This window comes from Clavibacter rahimiani, assembly GCF_052654495.1.
Genome location: NZ_CP199790.1, coordinates 2,365,924 through 2,383,930, shown reverse-complemented (window position 1 = coordinate 2,383,930; position 18,007 = coordinate 2,365,924). Strand labels below are relative to the sequence as shown.

The following is an 18,007-nucleotide window of genomic DNA, read 5'->3' as shown; positions in this document are numbered from 1 at the left end:
GCCGCCGCCGCACCGGAGCGACGCGCCCGGATCGCTAGGCTGTGTCGGGTGTCCACACGCCTCTCCAAGCTCTTCGTCCGCACCCTCCGGGAAGACCCCGTCGACGCCGAGGTGGCCAGCCACCGCCTCCTCGTGCGCGCCGGCTACATCCGCCGCCAGGCCCCCGGCATCTTCGCCTGGCTGCCGCTCGGCCTCCGGGTCAAGAACAAGGTCGAGGCCATCGTCCGCGAGGAGATGGAGCGCATCGGCGCCCAGGAGGTGCACTTCCCCGCGCTCCTCCCCGCCGAGCCGTACCAGACCACCGGCCGCTACGACGAGTACGGCCCCGGGATGTTCCGCCTCGAGGACCGCAAGCGCGCGCCCATGGTGCTGGCGCCCACGCACGAGGAGTTCTTCGCGCTGCTCGTGAAGGACCTCTACTCGAGCTACAAGGACCTGCCCCTGTCGATCTACCAGATCCAGGACAAGTACCGCGACGAGGCCCGCCCCCGCGCCGGCATCCTGCGCGGCCGCGAGTTCACGATGAAGGACGCCTACTCCTTCGACGTCACCGACGAGGCCCTCTCGATCAGCTACCAGGCCCAGCGTGACGCCTACGAGCGGATCTTCCAGCGCCTCGGCCTCGAGTACGTCATCGTCGCCGCCGACGCGGGCGCGATGGGCGGCTCCAAGAGCGAGGAGTTCCTCCACCCCACGCCCATCGGCGAGGACACGTTCGTGCGCTCGCCCGGCGGCTACGCGGCCAACGTCGAGGCGTTCGCGACCCTCGTGCCGGAGTCGATCCCCATCGAGGGCCAGCCCGCGGCGCGCGTCTTCGACTCGCCCGACACCCCCACCATCGCCACCCTCGTCGACCTCGCGAACGCGCAGGAGCCCCGCGAGGACGGCCGCGCCTGGACGGCGGCGGACACGCTGAAGAACATCGTCCTCGCGCTCACCCACCTCGACGGCACGCGCGAGCTCGTCGTCGTCGGCATCCCCGGCGACCGCGACATCGACCTGAAGCGCGCCGAGGTGGCGTTCTTCCCGGCCGAGGTCGAGCCCGCCACCGCCGCCGACCTCGCGAAGCAGCCCGGCCTCGTCACGGGGTACATCGGCCCGTGGTCGCCCGAGGGCCCGGTCCTCGGGTCGACGTCCACGACGAAGGTGCGCTACGTGGTCGACCCCCGCGTGGTCGACGGCACCTCGTGGATCACCGGCGCCAACGTCGCCGGGAAGCACGTGCTCTCGCTCGTCGCCGGCCGCGACTTCACACCCGACGGGGCCGTCGAGGCCGCCGACGTGCGCGACGGCGACCCCGCGCCCGACGGCTCCGGCCCCATCAGCGCGGGCCGCGGCACCGAGATCGGCCACGTCTTCGAGCTCGGCCGCAAGTACGCGGAGGCGCTCGGCCTCAAGGTCCTCGACGAGAACGGCAAGCTCGTCACGGTCACCATGGGCTCGTACGGCATCGGCATCACGCGGAACCTGGCGCTCGTCGCCGAGGCCACGCAGGACGGCCGCGGCCTCCTCTGGCCCGCGTCCATCAGCCCGTTCGACGTCCACGTGGTCATGACCGGCAAGGACGAGGGCGTGCGCACGGCCAGCGAGGAGCTGGTCGACGCGCTCGACGCCGCCGGCCTCGACGTGCTCTTCGACGACCGCCCGAAGGTCTCGCCCGGCGTGAAGTTCGGCGACGCCGAGCTCATCGGCGTCCCCACCATCGTCATCGTCGGCCGCGGCGCCGCCGACGGCATGGCCGAGCTGTGGGACCGCCGGACCAACGAGCGCACCCCGATCGCGCTCACCGAGGTCGTGGGAGCCCTCGCCGGCGACCGCTGATCCCCTCCCGCTCCGCCCCGCAGGCTGCCCGACCCGTCCCGGTCGGGTAGCCTGTGGTGTTTCCAACCGAATAGAGGAGTCGCCCGTGGACATCGACCTGAGCGTCTTGCGCATGATGGAGCGCGAGCGCGAGATCCCGTTCGAGGAGCTCGTCTCGATCATCGAGCAGGCCATCCTCACCGCCTACCTCAAGCACACCGACCAGGCCGACGCCAAGCCCGTCGCCGACGGCGTGCCCCCCGCCCGCGTGCACCTGGACCGCAAGTCCGGCTACGTCTCCGTGCACGTCCCCGAGCTCGACGAGGACGGCCTCGTCATCGGCGAGTCCGAGGACAGCCCCAGCGACTTCGGCCGCATCGCCGCCTTCGCCGCCAAGCAGGTCATCAACCAGCGCCTGCGCGACATCGGCGACGACCGCATCCTCGGCGAGTTCAAGGGCCGCGAGGGCGACATCGTCGCCGGCGTCGTGCAGCAGGGCCCGAACCCCCGCATGATCCACGTCGACCTCGGCACGATCGAGGCGATCCTGCCGCCCGAGGAGCAGGTGCCCGGCGAGAAGTACACGCACGGCTCGCGCCTGCGCGTCTACGTCACGAGCGTCTCGCGCGGCGCCAAGGGCCCCCAGATCACGGTCTCGCGCACGCACCCGTCGCTCGTCCGGAAGCTCTTCGCGCTCGAGGTGCCGGAGATCGCCCAGGGCCTCGTCGAGATCGTGTCGCTCGCCCGCGAGGCCGGCCACCGCACCAAGATCGCCGTGCGCGCGACCGAGCCCGGCATCAACGCCAAGGGCGCCTGCATCGGCGAGCTGGGCCAGCGCGTCCGCGCGGTCACGGCGGAGCTGAACGACGAGAAGATCGACATCGTCGACTACTCCGAGTCGCTGCCCGTGTTCGTGGGCAACGCGCTCTCGCCCGCGAAGGTCACGAGCTCGTTCGTCATCGACCAGGCGACCAAGGCCGTGCGCGCGCTCGTGCCCGACTACCAGCTGTCGCTCGCCATCGGCAAGGAGGGCCAGAACGCCCGGCTCGCCGCGAAGCTGACGGGCGCGAAGATCGACATCCAGCCCGACAGCATCCTCGAGGGCGACGACTGAGCGCCGCCCGTCGGGACCCCGCCTCCCCGCCGCCGGACGGAGGGGGTAGTATGGATCCGGTAAGAACGTGCGTCGGCTGTCGTCGGCGTGCCCCGAGGTCCGCTCTCCAGCGGATCGTGGCCGATCCCCGCACCCGCTCCCTCGTCGTCGACGAGCGTGCGGTGCTGGCCGGCCGGGGTGCGTGGATCCATCCGACCATCGAGTGCATCGACAGAGCGATCGCGCGGCGAGCCTTCGGGCGGGCCCTGCGGAGCGATGCGGCGCTCGACCCCGCAGCTCTTGGGGGACTACGAGAGCGGCTCGCGGCCCAGCCGAGCGCGCGAGCATCCGAGAGAACAGGCTGAACGGCACATGGACAACTAATGAGCGGCTCGAAATGAGATCCGTCCAGCACTAGCGGTCCCCTCCTGCCTGGGAGAGGACCCCCAGACAGGAGAACAGTGGCAAAACCACGCGTACACGAGATCGCCGCCGAGATCGGCGTCGACAGCAAGACCGCACTCGCCAAGCTCAAGGAGATGGGCGAGTTCGTCAAGGGACCGTCGTCGAGCATCGAGCCCCCCGTGGCCCGCAAGCTCAAGGCGGCCCTCGAGGCAGCCGGCCTCACCGGACAGGCCGCGGCACCCGCCGCGACGCCGTCGTCCGCGCCGCGCCCCGGAGCCCGCTCGTCGGCTCCGAAGCCCGGCGGCCGCCCCACCCCCGGCCCGCAGCCGACGGCCCCGGTCGCCGACGCCCCCGAGGCGTCCGACGTCCCCGCGCCCGTCGCGCCGCTGACCGTCGCGGAGCGCCAGGCCCAGGCCGAGGCGAGCCGCAAGGCCGTCGCGGACGAGAAGGCGCAGGCCGCCAAGGCCGCTCCCGCCGCCCCCGAGGCGCCCGCCGCCGCCGCCCCGAGCACCCCGCGCCCGGACGCCGGCAGCGCGCCCGCGCCCTCCAACGGCATCCCGCGTCCCGGGATCCCGCGTCCGGCGGCCCCGCGCCCCGGCAACAACCCCTTCGCGAGCAACCAGGGCATGGGCACCAAGCCCCGCCCGGGCAACAACCCGTTCGCGAGCAACCAGGGCATGGGCCAGCGCCCCGCCGCGGGAGCCGCAGGCCCCCGTCCGGCCGCTCCCCGTCCCGGATCCCCCCGCCCCGGCGCCCCGCGTCCCGGCGGCGTCGGCCAGGGCGCGCGCCCGGTCGGCTTCGGCCAGCGTCCCGCGGGTGCGGGTCGTCCCGGCGGCGCACCCGGCGGAGCGGGACGCCCCGGCGCCCCGGCAGCCGGCGGCTTCCAGCGTCCGGCCGGCGGCTTCGCCGGTCGTCCCGGTGGCGGCGGTCGCGGTCGCGGCCCCGGCGGCGGCACCGCAGGTGCCTTCGGGCGCGGCGGCGGCAAGAGCAAGTCGCGCAAGTCGAAGCGGACGAAGAGGGCCGAGTTCGAGCTGCGCGAGGCTCCGTCGCTGGGTGGCGTCAGCGTCCCCCGCGGCGACGGCAACACGGTCGTCCGCCTGCGTCGCGGCGCGTCCATCTCGGACTTCGCCGACAAGATCGACGCGAGCCCCGGCAACCTGGTGACCGTGCTGTTCCACCTCGGTGAGATGGCCACGGCGACCGAGTCCCTCGACGAGGCCACGTTCGACGTGCTCGGCACGGAGCTCGGCTACAAGATCCAGGTCGTCTCCCCCGAGGACGAGGACCGAGAGCTGCTCGAGGGCTTCGACATCGACCTCGACCAGGAGCTCGAGGACGAGGACGACGACGTGCTGGAGATCCGGCCGCCCGTCGTCACCGTCATGGGCCACGTCGACCACGGCAAGACGCGCCTGCTCGACGCCATCCGCAACGCCAACGTCATCGAGGGCGAAGCGGGCGGCATCACGCAGCACATCGGCGCATACCAGGTCTGGGCGCCGCACGAGGGCTACGAGCGCGCCATCACCTTCATCGACACCCCGGGCCACGAGGCGTTCACCGCCATGCGCGCCCGTGGTGCGCAGGTCACCGACATCGCGATCCTCGTGGTCGCGGCCGACGACGGCATCATGCCGCAGACGGTGGAGGCCCTGAACCACGCCCAGGCGGCGAACGTGCCGATCGTGGTCGCGGTCAACAAGGTCGACAAGGAGGGGGCCAACCCCGCCAAGGTGCGCCAGCAGCTCACCGAGTACGGCCTGGTCGCCGAGGAGTACGGCGGAGACGTCATGTTCGTCGACGTCTCGGCGCTCACCGGCAAGGGCGTGGAGGACCTCCTCGAGGCCGTCCTGCTCACCGCCGACGCCGGGCTCGACCTGCGCAGCAACCCGAACAAGGACGCGCGCGGCGTGGCCATCGAGGCCCGCCTCGACAAGGGCCGCGGTGCGGTCGCGACCGTGCTCATCCAGTCGGGCACGCTCCGCGTGGGCGACGCCATCGTCGCGGGAACGGCCTACGGCCGCGTCCGGGCGATGATGGACGAGAACGGCGACCCGGTCCACGAGGCCTACCCGTCTCGTCCCGTCCAGGTCCAGGGCCTCTCGTCGGTCCCCGGCGCGGGCGACACCTTCCTCGTCACCGAGGAGGACCGCACCGCCCGTCAGATCGCCGAGAAGCGCGAGGCCGTCGAGCGCAACGCCCAGCTCGCCAAGTCGCGCAAGCGCATCAGCCTCGAGGACTTCACTCGTGCGCTGGAGGAGGGCAAGGTCGAGTCGCTCAACCTCATCATCAAGGGCGACGTGTCCGGTGCCGTCGAGGCGCTGGAGGAGTCGCTCATGAAGATCGAGGTGGACGACTCCGTGCAGCTGCGGATCATCCACCGCGGCGTCGGAGCGGTCACCGAGAGCGACGTCAACCTGGCGACGATCGACAACGCGATCATCATCGGGTTCAACGTCCGCCCCGACCCGAAGGCCCGCGCCCGCGCGGCTCGCGAGGGTGTCGACATCCGCTTCTACAGCGTCATCTACTCGGCGCTCGAGGAGATCGAGTCGAGCCTCAAGGGCATGCTCAAGCCCGAGTACGAGGAGGTCCAGTCCGGCGTCGCCGAGATCCGCGAGGTGTTCCGCTCCTCCAAGTTCGGCAACATCGCGGGTGTCATCGTCCGCTCGGGCACCATCACCAGGAACGCCAAGGCGCGGGTCATCCGCGACGGCGTGGTGGTGGGCGACAACCTCGCTATCGAGTCGCTGCGACGGTTCAAGGACGACGTCTCCGAGGTCCGCACGGACTTCGAGGCGGGCATCGGCCTCGGCAAGTTCAACGACATCGAGATCGGCGACGAGATCGAGACGATCGAGATGAAGGAGAAGCCGCGGGCGTAGCCTCGGCTGATCCGGGCCCCGTTCCCCATGAGGGGAGCGGGGCCCTCCCCGTCCCGCCCCGTGCGGGACACGAGCAGGACGCCGGGCGAGCACGCCCGGCCGCACCCGTCACGGAAGGACGTCGACCATGGTCGATCACGCGAGGGCCCGGAAGATGGCCGACCGCATCAAGGAGATCGTCGCGCGCAAGCTCGACCGGGGGATCAAGGACCCGCGGCTCGGCTTCGTGACCGTCACCGACGTGCGCGTCACGGGCGACCTGCAGCACGCCAGCATCTTCTACACGGTCTACGGCACCGACGAGGAGCGCGCCGACACGGCCGCGGCCCTCAAGTCCGCCACCGGCATGCTGCGCAGCGAGGTGGGCAAGAACATCACCGCGCGCCTCACGCCGTCGCTCGAGTTCATCCTCGACGGCGTGCCGGAGAACGCGGCCGCCATCGAGGCGCTCCTCGAGGAGGCGCGACGTCGCGACGCCGACGTGCACACGCAGGCGCAGGCCGGCGTGTACGCGGGCGACGAGGACCCGTACGTCAAGCCGCGCGTGATCGCGGACGACGATGACGAGCTGGACGACGACGACGACGAGGACGAGGACGCCGACCCGGCCGACCCGGCCGACCCGGCCGCGCCGGGGAGTGCGCCCGCGCACTGATCCACGTCCACGTCGGACGACAGGAGGGGACCCGCGTCGGGCGACGCGGGTCCCCTCCTCCCGTTCCGGGTCGTGTCAGCTCGGCAGCGCGTAGGTCCCGTCCGGCTGGCGGACGGCGAGCCCGTCGGCGAGGAGCCCGTCGAGCGCGCGACCCCGCTGCACGGGCTCCGGCCAGGCGGTCGCGAGGTCGGCGGCCGACACGGGGGAGTGGCTCGACCGCAGCTCCGCGAGCAGGAGCCCGCGCACCTGCCGGTCGGATCCCTCGTAGCGCTTCTGCACGACCCGCGCCGGGCCGTCGTAGGCCGGGTACCCGGCGGCGCGCCACGCGCACAGGTCGCGCACCGGGCACTCCTCGCAGCGCGGGGAGCGGGCCGTGCAGACGACCGCGCCGAGCTCCATCGCGCCCGCGTTGAAGACGCGCGCCTCGGCCACGTCGTCGGGCAGCTGCGCCGCCATGGCCGCGAGGTCGGCGGCGGTGCGCGCGGGGCCGGGATCGCCCTGGCCGGCGACCGCCCGGGCGAGGACCCGGCGCACGTTGACATCGACGACGGGGTGCCGGTGCCCGAAGGCGAACGCGGCGACGGCGCGCGCGGTGTACGGGCCGACGCCGGGCAGGTCGAGGAGGGCATCCACGTCCTCGGGCACCTCGCCGCCGTGCCGCTCGACGATCGCGACGGCGCACGCGTGCAGGTTGAGCGCGCGGCGCGGGTAGCCGAGGCGCCCCCACGCCCGGACGGCCTCGCTCGCGGGCGTCGCGGCCAGCGCCGCGGGGACGGGCCAGCGCGCGAGCCACTCCTCGAGCCGCGGGATCACGCGCACCACGGGGGTCTGCTGCAGCATGAACTCGCTGACGAGGATGCCCCACGACCCGAACCCCTCGCGCCGCCACGGCAGGTCGCGCGCGTTCTCCCGGAACCACGCGTTCACGGGCGGGGCGAGGGCGGTCTCCGGCACCCGGTCAGCGTAGGGGACTTCGCGCCTAGGCTCGTCGCATGCCCCTGTACCGCGCCTCCCGCGCCGAGGTCCTCGCCTCGCTCGCAGACGAGTTCCTGCACAACTACGGCCGCGGCCGCGCGTTCCTCGCGGTCGACGGCGGACCCCTCGCCGACCCGGTCGCGTTCGCGCGCGACCTCGCCGACGTGCTGCGCGCCGACGGCCGCGGGGCGTACGTCGCGTCCGCCGCAGACTTCGCGACCCCGGGCAGCGCGACGGCTCCGCTCGCGGACGCGCTCCGCGACGGCCTCGCGCGCCCCTTCCGTCGCGCCGGCACCCCCTTCGCGCTCCGGCCGGACGGCGATCCGGTCGCCGACGCACCCGATGACGCCGTGCTCCTCGTGGCCGGCGACGCCCTGCAGAGCCCCGAGCTGCGCGGGCTCTGGAACGCCGTCGTGTACCTGCTGCTGCCGGACGAGCCGCTCGCGACGTCGGGCGGCGACGCGGGATCCGCGGCCCAGGAGGCGCACGCGCGCTACATCCGGGCGGTGAACCCGAGGCGGGCCGCGACCATGATCGTCGACGTCTCCGACCCGGAGCTGCCGCGACGCGTCTTCGCCGACAGCTGCTGACCGCAGGCCGGCTCGGCCGCGGGCGGCCGCCGGGCTAGCGCGGGATCAGCCGCGCGAGCTCCGCGGGGGAGATGTGCCGACCGCTCGCCTCCACGCCGTGCACGAGCTGCACCAGCGCCGCGTTCACGCGCGCGTCCTGGCCGGCGCCGGGCGCGAGGGTCGCGACGGCGCCGTTGAGGTGGTCGACCTCGGTCGGCCGGTCGCGGCGGATGCTCTGCAGCGTCGACCCCGGGTTCGGCACCTGCCCCATCCCGCGCGCGAGCATCACCGGCATCCGCGCGGCGAGGCCGAGGGGGAGCGCGGCGAACAGCCGCAGCCGGCGGTGCGTCAGCCCGCTGAGGGAGCCGAAGACGATGCCGCGGGCGAGGCCCGTGCGCACGGTCTCCTGCATGGCGCGCGTGACGATGCGCCGCAGGGCGGGATCCGCGATGACCGCCTGCACGCTGAGCCCCGTGATGGCCGGCACGGCGTTGATCCCGTTGACGACGAGCTTGGTCCACTGCGCGCCGCGGAAATCGTCGGCGACCGTGACGGGCATGACGGGATCCAGCACCCGGCGCACGAGCTCGACGCCCGCGCCGTCCGGGCCGTCCGCGGAGCCGACGTGCAGTCCCGCGGGGGCGGTCACGGTCACGAGCCCCGGCTCCGTGAGCGACGCGGCGACGAGCGCGAGGCCGCCCACGACCTGGGAGCGCGGCAGGCACTCGGCGCCCATCGTGAGCGCGGAGAGCCCGTTCTGCACGACGAGCACGGGGATCCCGCGGAGCCAGCCCGCGTTCTCCGTCATGGCGTCCCGCGCGTCGGCGATCTTGGTGGCGACGACGGCGAGCTCGGGCGGACGGCCCAGCCGCTCGGCCGCCGCGACGTGCGCGACGTGGTCGCCGTAGCCGCCGGCGAGGCGGAGGCCGCGGTCCTGGACGGCCCGGAGGTGCGGGCCCCGGGCGGTGACGTCGACCTCGTGGCCGTCGCGGTCGAGGAGCGCCGCGATGGTGCCGCCGACCGCGCCCGCTCCCAAGACACCGATCCGCACGCGTCCTCCTCCGACCTCCCGATCCTAAGCCGGGCGACCCGGGGGGAGCCGGGCGGCGGCCCGGGCACGGCATGATGGTCAGGCCATGGAAACACCCACCCCCCGCGCCGCGCCCTCCACCGCGAGCGGCCTCCTCCTCATCGACAAGCGCGGGGAGTGGACGAGCCACGACCTCGTCGCCCGCACGCGCCGCCTCGCCGGGACCCGCAAGGTGGGCCACGCGGGCACGCTCGACCCGATGGCGACGGGCCTCATGATCCTCGGGGTCAACAGCTCCACGCGCCTGCTCACGTACCTGGTCGGCCTCGACAAGGAGTACCTCGCGACCATCCGCCTCGGCCGCGCGACCACCACCGACGACCGCGAGGGCGAGGTCGTCTCGCGCGCCGAGCCGGGCCGGATCCGGGACCTGGCCGTCGCCGACGTGGAGCGCGCCATCGCCGACCTCCGCGGGACCATCTCCCAGGTGCCGAGCGCCGTGAGCGCCATCAAGGTCGACGGCAAGCGCGCCTACGCCCGCGTCCGCGCGGGGGAGGACGTGGAGCTCGCCGCGCGGGAGGTCACCGTCTCCGCGTTCGACGTGCTCCGCTTCGACGCGGTCGAGCCCGAGGAGGGCGAGGAGGACGGCGCGCAGCTGGACCTCGACGTCCGCATCACCTGCTCCTCCGGCACCTACGTGCGCGCCCTCGCGCGCGACCTCGGCCGCGCGCTCGGCGTCGGCGGCCACCTCACGGCGCTCCGCCGCACGCGCGTCGGGCCCTTCCACGTGGACGACGCCGTGCCCGTCGACGAGCTCGTGGTCGCCGACCGCCTGATCCCGCCGGCGGACGCGGCCGGGCGCCTCTTCGACGTGCTGCACCTCACCGAGCAGGAGGCGGTCGACCTCGGGCACGGCAAGAGGCTCACGACCCCGGACGACGCGCCCACGGAGGATCCGCTCGCCGCGGTCGCGCCCGACGGCCGCCTCGTGGGGCTGGTCGGCTTCCGCGGCCGCACCGGCACGTCGATCGTCAACTTCCCGGCCGACGAGGCGGGCGCCTCGTGATCGGCTGGTTCACGGTCGCGCAGATCGCGGTCGCCGTGGTCGCCGGCGTGCTCTGTCTCGTGCTGGGCGCCATCGGGCGGAAGCCCAGCGACCTCACGATGGGGCCGACCGCGCTCGTGGAGGTGCTGCTCGTGGGGCAGCTCGTGGTCGCCATCGTGGCGCCCGCCGTGGGCAACCCGCCGACCGGCAACCTCGTCGAGTACTACGCGTACCTCGTGAGCGGGCTCCTGATCCCGCCGCTCGCCATGTTCTGGGCGCTGGTCGAGCGCACGCGGTGGAGCACGCTGATCCTCGGCGCCTCCTGCCTCGCGATCGCGATCATGGTGTACCGGATGGACGTCATCTGGAACGTCCAGTCGGCGTGAGCCGCCCCTCCCTCGGGTAGGGGATAATCGCAGGTGCCATGACTGACTTCCGGAACTCGCGCATGACCGGCCTCGGGCGGGTCCTGGTCTTCTTCTACGGGCTGCTGGCCCTCGCCGCGACGGGTCGCTCGGTCACGCAGATCCTCACCAAGTACGACGAGGCGCCCGTCGCCTACGCGCTCTCGGCGCTCGCCGCCGTCGTCTACATCGTCGCGACGGTCGCGCTCGTCGCGCCCGCGCGCACCCCGGAGGCCGCGCGCCGCTGGTACCGGATCGCGTTCGCCACGATCGCGTTCGAGCTGGTCGGCGTCCTCGTCGTGGGCACGCTGAGCCTCGTCGACTCCGAGCTCTTCCCGCACGACAGCGTGTGGTCGGTCTACGGCTACGGCTACGTGTTCATCCCGCTCGTGCTCCCGGTCCTCGGCCTCCTGTGGCTGCGCCGCGGCGGACGCTCGCGGGTGAGCGCGGTCGACGAGCGCCCCGTGCGCGGGGACCGCTGACCGTGCTCGTCGTCCACGACCCGGCGCAGGTGCCGGAGGGCTTCGGGCCGAGCGCGGTCACGATCGGCAAGTTCGACGGCGTGCACGCGGGGCACCGCGCGGTGATCCGCCGCCTCCTCGGCATCGCCGCCGACGAGGGCCTGTCCTCCGCGGTGGTCACGTTCGACCGCCACCCCGCCGCGCTCCTGGCCCCGGCCGCGCGCCCGCAGAGCCTCGTGAGCAACCGGCAGAAGATCGAGCTGCTCGCCGAGCTCGGCGTCGACGCGACGCTCATGCTCCCCTTCGACGAGCACCTCCAGCGGCTGAGCCCGGAGGAGTTCGTGCGGCAGGTGCTGGTCGACGCCCTCCGCGCCCGCGTCGTGCTCGTGGGCGAGGACTTCCGCTTCGGCGCGCAGGGCGCGGGTGACGCCGCCACGCTCACGCGCCTCGGCGAGGCCCACGGCTTCCGCACGGTCGTCGTCGGCGACGTCATGCCCGACGGCAGCCGCAAGGTGTCGTCCACGTGGATCCGCGACCTCATGGACCGCGGCGACGTCGAGGCCGCCGCCGAGCTGCTCGGCCGCGCGCCCGCCGTCCGCGGCCTCGTCGTGCACGGCGAGAAGCGGGGCCGCGAGCTGGGCTTCCCCACCGCGAACCTGTCGCCCGAGGCCGAGGGCCTCATCCCGGCCGACGGCGTCTACGCCGGCTGGCTCCGCGACGGCGACCGCACGTACCCCTCCGCGATCTCCGTGGGCACCAACCCGACCTTCGCCGGCGTCCGGCCGCGCGTCGTCGAGGCGTTCGTGCTCGACGAGACGCTCGACCTGTACGACCACGAGGTCGAGGTCGTGTTCGTCGCCCGGATCCGCGGCATGGTCGCGTACGAGGGCCGCGACCCGCTCATCGCCCAGATGACGGACGACGTCGTCCGCACGCGCGTGGTGCTCGGGCTCTAGGCGTCGTCGCCGGCGGGCTCCGCCGGTGCGGGCGCCGCGTCGCCCTCGGGGCGGGGCGTGCGGCCGAAGAGGTACATGATCAGCGTCGAGGCGGTGGCCTCGATCACGGGGCCGTGGCCCACGCTCCAGCCCGCGTCGGACGCCCGCAGCGTCCGCGCCCGCAGCACGCCGCGGATCTCCGCGGGCGCGATGGCGGCCCGCGCGATCGCGACCGCGCCGGTCGACCGGGCGTCGAGCTCGAGGTCGGCCTTCAGCGCGTGCGCGATGTCGAAGGCGTGCACCACCACCTCGAGCAGCTCCGGCAGGCGCTTGCGGCCCGTCCCGGCGCGCTTCAGGGCGGCGATGGCGCGGATCCGGGCGACGAGCTCCTGGGGGGAGCGGGCGGCCTCGTCGGCGCTCAGGTCGTCCATCACGCGCATGGGGTTGAGGTGCGGTCGGCGGCGCATCGAGCCGACCGCGGTGCGCACCATGGCGGCGTTGCTCGCGCCCACCCGCCACAGGATGTGACCGGCGACGTCGCGCACGGTCCACCCCTCGCACATGCTCGCCGCCTCCCAGCCGTCCGCGTCGAGGGACGCGAGGAGGTCGGCGGTGCGGTCGAGGACGTCGGCGATCTCCTCGCTCCAGACCGCCGTGACCTTCGCCTCGGGTTCGGGCGCGCGCTGGCTGAGGGGCAGGTGCCGGGAGATCTCGCTCATGGCCCGCAGCCTATTCCGGCCACCGTAGAATCTGGTGGTGACGACGACCCCCGCAGCTCCCCGTGCGGGCGCCCTCCTCGCCCTGGTCGGCATCGTGCTGGTGGCGCTGAACCTCCGCACCGCCGTGGCCGTCTTCTCCCCGATCGTGGACCAGATCGGCCGCGACGTGCCGCTCGACAGCGTGTCCATCGGCGTGCTCGGCGCCCTGCCGCCCGTCTGCTTCGCGCTCTTCGGCCTGCTCGCGCCCGCGATCTCTCGGCGGCTGGGCCTCGAGCTCACCGTGGTGGTGGGCCTCCTCGCGATGGTCGTGGGGCACCTCGTGCGGGCCGGATCGGACCAGGTGGTCGTCTTCGGCATCGGCACGGTCCTCTCGCTCGCGGGCATGGGGCTCGGCAACGTGCTCCTGCCGCCGCTCGTGAAGAAGTACTTCCCCGGGCGGATCGGGCCGCTCACCTCGCTCACGACCGTGATGATGTCGATCAGCACGGGCGTCCCCTCGCTCGTCGCCGCGCCGCTGGCCGACGGCGCCGGCTGGCGCGTCGCGATCGGGACGTGGGCCGCGGTCGCCGTCGTGGCGCTCGTGCCGTGGATCGCCCTGCTCGTCCAGCACCGCCGCGACACCCGCCGCGAGCGCGAGGCCGCCGCCGCGCTCGACCGGGTCGAGGAGGCGCCCGCGGCCGTCACGGGCCGCGTGTTCCGCTCGCCCGTCGCGTGGGCGCTCGTGGGGATCCAGGCCGCGTCGTCCTTCAACGCCTACGCGATGTTCGCGTGGCTGCCCGCGCTCCTGCAGGACACCGCCGGGCAGACGCCCGTGGAGTCCGGCGTGCTCCTCGCGGTCTTCGGCTTCATGGGCCTGCCGACCGCGATCATCATGCCGCTGCTGGCCGCGCGCATGCGGAACGTCGGCATCCTGATCCAGCTCGGCGTCCTCTTCTTCGTCGTCGGCTACGTGGGCCTCCTGGTCGCGCCGGCCGCCGCGCCGCTCCTCTGGGTGGCCGCCGCGGGCCTCGGGCCGCTCCTGTTCCCGCTGGTCTTCGTGCTCATCAACCTGCGCACCCGCACGCACGGGGGAGTGGTCGCGCTCAGCGGCTTCGTGCAGGGCATCGGCTACTCGGTCGGCGCGATCGGCCCGCTGCTGTTCGGCGTGCTGCACGAGGTCTCCGGCGGCTGGACCGCGCCGCTGCTCATGCTCTTCGCGATGGTCGCCGTGGCCAGCGCGTCCGGCTTCTACCTCGCGAGGCCGCGCATGCTCGAGGACACCTGGGACCGCCCCGTTCGCGAGCCCGCCGCGCGCTAGGCCGCGGGCGCCGGACACCGCACCGGCTGCCGCCCCGTTCACCTCCCGACCGCCGGGCGTCCACCCGCGGTCCACCCGTCGTCGCCCGGTTCCGGCAGGGTGCGGATGCACCCGCACAGCGACACGGAGGACACACATGACGAACGACGCACGCACGACGGTGAGCCGCAGGGGCCTGCTGCAGGGAGGCGCCGCGGTCGGCGCCGGGGTGGCCATCGCCGCCCTCGGGTCCGCCCCCGCCGCCCGCGCGGCCGGCGCCCCCGCCAAGGTCGGCGGCTACCTGTGGCTCGAGGGCGACCACCACGTGCACACCCTCTTCAGCAACGACGGCAAGTACCGCGTCCGCGACCACATCCGCCAGGCCGTCGCCAACGGCGTGCAGTGGATCGTGCTCACCGACCACGGCAACACCGCGCACGCCACGAAGGGCAGCGTCGATGCGATCGTCCCCTTCATCGAGGAGGCGCGGAAGGAGTTCGGCTCCGAGATCGTCATCTTCCACGGCCTCGAGTGGAACATCCCGGGCGCTGAGCACGCGACCGTGCTCGTGCACCCGCAGGGCGACGCGACCGGCGTCCTGAAGGAGATCGAGGAGCGCTGGGACGCCCGCGTGAAGGGCACGCGCGACGGCACCCCGGCGAACGAGGCGCTCGCGCTCGAGGGGATCCGCTTCCTCGAGCAGGCCGTCGCCTCGCGCCGCGTGAAGGACGCCGCGATGCTCCCCAACCACCCGTCGCGCCTCGGCATCGACTCCCCGCACGAGCTGCGCGCCTGGCAGGACGCCGGCCCGCGCGTGGTCCTCGGCATGGAGGGCGCGCCCGGCCACCAGGCGGGCGGCCTGCCCTCCCCGCACAGCACGGTCGGCGCGCGCGGCCTGTACGGCAACGCCGCGAGCACGTACTCGTTCCCGGGCTACCCGGCCGAGTCGTACCGCACCTGGGGCGGCTTCGACTGGGTCACGGCCACCGTCGGCGGCGTGTGGGACTCGATGCTCGCCGAGGGCCGCCGCTTCGTCGTCACCGCGACGAGCGACAGCCACAACGTCTACCTCGACACCACCGAGGTCGGCCCGGGCAGCGACTACGACCGCGACGGCCGCATGGTGGATCCCGTCTACCGCGGCGGCGTCGACACCGACGAGAACGACTTCTGGCCGGGCCACTACAGCCGCACCCACGTCGGCGCCGTCCGCCAGGACCACACGTCGGTGCTCGACGGGATCCGCGCCGGCCGCGTCTGGGTCGACCACGGCGGCCTCGTCGACGCGATCGACGCGCGCCTCGTCCTCGAGCGCGGCCGCAGCGTCCCTCTCGGCGGCACGCTCGTCGGCAAGCGCGACCGCAAGGTCACCGTGACGGCCGACATCATGACGGCCGCGCGCCCCAACCGGGCCGGCTTCGTGCCCGAGCTCGCGCGCGTGGACGTGATCGTCGGCCGCATCGACGGCCCCGCCGCCGACCGCGACGCGACGACCGCGCCCGCCACGCGCGTCGTCGCGCAGCTCCCGGTGTCCCGGCTCACGGCGATCCCCGGCGGGTACCGGCTGTCGCTCGAGATCACCCCGCCCGGCGACCGCTTCTACGTGCGCCTTCGCGGCACCGACGGCAAGCGCCAGCAGCCCGGCTTCCTGGGCGCGGCGATCGACCCGGCGGGCCCCGCCATCGACGTGCTCGGCGATGCGGACCCGTGGGAGGACCTCTGGTTCTACACGAGCCCGCTCTACGCCGAGCTCTCCTAGCGGATCCGCTCCCGCGGACGCCGGCGTCGCCTCCCGGGCGGCGCCGGCGTCCGCGTCCGGCTCAGAAGCTCGGGACCATCGCCTTGCGGTGCACGAGCGCGCCCGCGCCGACGATGGGGCCGTCCTCCGAGAGGCCGGAGGGCACGACGCGCGTCTTGGTCACGAAGCCGAACTGCTCGCGGAGCGCGATCGGCTCGCGGATCATGTCGAAGAGGTCGGGCGTCACCCGGCTGAAGCCGCCGCCGATGGCGACGACGTCGAGGTCGACGAGGGAGCTGGCCGACGCGATGGCGCGGCCGATGGCGAGGCCCGCGCGGCGCACGGCCTGCACCGCGAGCTCGTCGCCCGCCCGGTAGCCGGCCGCGAGGTCCTCGCCGGTGGATCCCGTCCAGCCGCGGGCCCGCGCCCACGCGACGCTCCGGGGTCCGGACGCGACGGCCTCCACGCAGCCCTGGCCGCCGCAGCTGCACGGGTCGTCGAACCCGGCGACCTCGACGTGGCCGATGTGCCCGGCGTTCCCGGTCGGGCCCGCGACCGTGCGGCCGCCGAGCACGAGGCCGCCGCCGACCCCGGTCGACACGATCATGCCCATGACGTCGTCGTAGCCGCGGCCCGCGCCGACCCAGTGCTCGGCGAGGGTGATGGCGAGCCCGTCCATCTGGAGGGTGGTGGGCACGTCGGGCGTGAGCTCGGCGACGCGGTCGCGCAGCGGGTAGTCGCGCCAGGCCGGCACGTTGAGCGGGGAGACGAGGCCGCGGCGCACGTCGACGGGGCCGGCGGCCGCGAGGCCCGTGCCGATGAGCTCCGCGTCGTCGGGGAGCGCGGCGAGCGCCCGCCGGGCGACCCCGAGCACGGCGTCGAGCAGCTCGTCGGCCGAGCGCTCGGGTCCGGTGGGGCCGCGGAAGCGGCTGCCGGCGAGGACGCGGCCCTCGTCGTCCACGAGCGCGGACTCGACCTTGGTGCCCCCGAAGTCGACGGCGAGCGCGAGCGTGCGAGGCATCTTCGTCCTGTCCCGGTCCCGGATCCGCCCGTGCACCGGCGTCCAGGATACGGGCGGGTTCGCGCCAGGACGCGGGACGCGCGGCCCGCCATCCGCATCGCGTCGACCTCGCGACGGCCCTGCCACCTGTGTGGGAATCGGGGACCGGGGGACCGGTCCCCGCCTAGGCTCGGCACGTGGATCCCGATCACACCCCCGGACGCGCCCCGCGCGATGCCTCCGACCCGCGCGCCGACGCCGCCGTGCCTCCCCGCCGCGGCGGCGCCCCCGCCCTCGACTACGCCGACGCCGCCGAGGCGCGCCTCGCCTCCCGCGAGCTCGACGAGGGCATGCCCGCCTCCGCGGGACTCGACGGCGACGACGACGGCGACGCCCGGAGCCGCGCCCGCTTCCCCGCCCTGCCCGGCGCCGTCCTCTCCGAGGCCCGCGCGTCCACCGTCCTCCTGCCCTACGAGTTCGTGTTCCGCCGGCTCATCGACCTGCCCGCCCTCATCGTGTGGGACGCGGTCTCGGATCCCGACATGGTCTCCGGCTGGCTGGCCGAGGCGTCCATCGACCAGGAGGAGGGCGGCGACTTCTGGTTCGAGTGGATGACGGTCCCCGACCGCAGCCTCGCGTCCGCGTCGGGCGGGCTCGTCACGCGCTTCGAGGAGGGCCGCGCGATCGACTACACGTTCCTGCACGAGGGCGAGGTCACCGCGCGCTTCCGCCTCCGGCTGCAGGAGGTGCCCGGCGGCCCGCGCGACCGGCAGACGGAGCTCGGCGTCACGGTCTCCGGCGTCCTCCCCGCGGGCATCGCGAACGTCCTCAAGGCCAGCTGGCGCCTGCACCTCGACCTGCTGGAGGACCTCGTCCACGGCCGCCCGGTCGACTGGACGACGTGCGAGGCCGAGCACGGCGCCACCTGGCGCGGCTACCTCGCCGAGCTCGAGTCCGCCGAGGGCTGACACGCGGGCTGATGCGCGGGCCGGCCTGCGGGCTGACCTGCGGGCTGAT

17 protein-coding genes are annotated in these 18,007 nt (G+C 74.1%); 13 read left to right on the top strand and 4 right to left on the bottom strand.

From position 1 onward, the window contains the following. Positions 1–48: 48 nt before the first annotated feature. The 5 genes from ACT7CP_RS11300 (at position 49) to rbfA (ending at position 6,838) form a co-directional block, all read left to right on the top strand. Positions 49–1,821: a proline--tRNA ligase gene (locus tag ACT7CP_RS11300; protein ID WP_445442291.1), complete on the top strand. Its 1,773-nt coding sequence runs from the start codon at positions 49–51 to the stop codon at positions 1,819–1,821. Positions 1,822–1,906: 85 nt separating this feature from the next. Continuing rightward, complete coding sequence (gene nusA / locus ACT7CP_RS11295) at positions 1,907–2,914, top strand: transcription termination factor NusA (protein ID WP_445442290.1); 1,008 nt, start codon at positions 1,907–1,909, stop codon at positions 2,912–2,914. Between the two features lie 50 nt (positions 2,915–2,964). Then, positions 2,965–3,258 (top strand): YlxR family protein, encoded by a 294-nt coding sequence (locus tag ACT7CP_RS11290; protein ID WP_445442289.1) that lies wholly within the window; start codon positions 2,965–2,967, stop codon positions 3,256–3,258. Positions 3,259–3,354: 96 nt separating this feature from the next. Beyond that, positions 3,355–6,183 (top strand): translation initiation factor IF-2, encoded by a 2,829-nt coding sequence (gene infB, locus ACT7CP_RS11285; protein WP_445442288.1) that lies wholly within the window; start codon positions 3,355–3,357, stop codon positions 6,181–6,183. A gap of 127 nt (positions 6,184–6,310) precedes the next feature. Beyond that, entirely contained in the window at positions 6,311–6,838 is a 528-nt protein-coding gene (gene rbfA / locus ACT7CP_RS11280; protein ID WP_445442287.1) for a 30S ribosome-binding factor RbfA, read from the top strand. A gap of 75 nt (positions 6,839–6,913) precedes the next feature. Here the strand turns inward: rbfA and ACT7CP_RS11275 are convergent, their stop codons facing one another. Further along, positions 6,914–7,792, bottom strand: coding sequence for an HhH-GPD family protein (locus tag ACT7CP_RS11275; protein WP_445442286.1), 879 nt, complete (start codon positions 7,790–7,792; stop codon positions 6,914–6,916). Between the two features lie 38 nt (positions 7,793–7,830). Here ACT7CP_RS11275 and ACT7CP_RS11270 point away from each other — a divergent pair, with 38 nt between their 5' ends. Next, a complete protein-coding gene (locus tag ACT7CP_RS11270) occupies positions 7,831–8,403 on the top strand; it encodes a nucleoside/nucleotide kinase family protein (protein ID WP_445442285.1) in 573 nt (190 codons plus the stop codon). Between the two features lie 34 nt (positions 8,404–8,437). Here ACT7CP_RS11270 and ACT7CP_RS11265 read toward each other — a convergent pair whose 3' ends face one another. Continuing rightward, entirely contained in the window at positions 8,438–9,433 is a 996-nt protein-coding gene (locus tag ACT7CP_RS11265; RefSeq protein WP_445442284.1) for a ketopantoate reductase family protein, read from the bottom strand. A gap of 85 nt (positions 9,434–9,518) precedes the next feature. On the opposite strand from ACT7CP_RS11265, the gene truB reads away from it, so the two are divergent. From truB to ACT7CP_RS11245, 4 genes are read left to right on the top strand one after another with little or no spacing between them, the layout of a single operon-like run. Then, complete coding sequence (gene truB / locus ACT7CP_RS11260) at positions 9,519–10,478, top strand: tRNA pseudouridine(55) synthase TruB (protein ID WP_445442283.1); 960 nt, start codon at positions 9,519–9,521, stop codon at positions 10,476–10,478. After that, a complete protein-coding gene (locus ACT7CP_RS11255) occupies positions 10,475–10,843 on the top strand; it encodes a hypothetical protein (RefSeq protein ID WP_445442282.1) in 369 nt (122 codons plus the stop codon). Before truB ends, ACT7CP_RS11255 begins: the two co-directional genes overlap by 4 nt. Positions 10,844–10,881: 38 nt before the next feature. Beyond that, entirely contained in the window at positions 10,882–11,343 is a 462-nt protein-coding gene (locus ACT7CP_RS11250; protein ID WP_445442281.1) for a hypothetical protein, read from the top strand. Positions 11,344–11,345: 2 nt separating this feature from the next. Beyond that, positions 11,346–12,278, top strand: coding sequence for a bifunctional riboflavin kinase/FAD synthetase (locus ACT7CP_RS11245; RefSeq protein ID WP_413963520.1), 933 nt, complete (start codon positions 11,346–11,348; stop codon positions 12,276–12,278). On the opposite strand, the gene ACT7CP_RS11240 is transcribed toward ACT7CP_RS11245, so the two are convergent. Then, positions 12,275–12,976: a maleylpyruvate isomerase family mycothiol-dependent enzyme gene (locus ACT7CP_RS11240; protein ID WP_445442280.1), complete on the bottom strand. Its 702-nt coding sequence runs from the start codon at positions 12,974–12,976 to the stop codon at positions 12,275–12,277. The genes ACT7CP_RS11245 and ACT7CP_RS11240 overlap by 4 nt on opposite strands. Positions 12,977–13,013: 37 nt before the next feature. On the opposite strand from ACT7CP_RS11240, the gene ACT7CP_RS11235 reads away from it, so the two are divergent. Continuing rightward, entirely contained in the window at positions 13,014–14,273 is a 1,260-nt protein-coding gene (locus tag ACT7CP_RS11235; protein ID WP_445442279.1) for an MFS transporter, read from the top strand. Positions 14,274–14,409: 136 nt separating this feature from the next. Beyond that, a complete protein-coding gene (locus ACT7CP_RS11230) occupies positions 14,410–16,011 on the top strand; it encodes a PHP domain-containing protein (RefSeq protein ID WP_445442278.1) in 1,602 nt (533 codons plus the stop codon). A 61-nt stretch (positions 16,012–16,072) separates the two neighbouring features. On the opposite strand, the gene ACT7CP_RS11225 is transcribed toward ACT7CP_RS11230, so the two are convergent. Then, a complete protein-coding gene (locus ACT7CP_RS11225) occupies positions 16,073–17,011 on the bottom strand; it encodes an ROK family protein (RefSeq protein WP_445442277.1) in 939 nt (312 codons plus the stop codon). Between the two features lie 176 nt (positions 17,012–17,187). Here ACT7CP_RS11225 and ACT7CP_RS11220 point away from each other — a divergent pair, with 176 nt between their 5' ends. Next, complete coding sequence (locus ACT7CP_RS11220) at positions 17,188–17,958, top strand: SRPBCC family protein (RefSeq protein WP_445442276.1); 771 nt, start codon at positions 17,188–17,190, stop codon at positions 17,956–17,958. Positions 17,959–18,007: the final 49 nt, after the last annotated feature.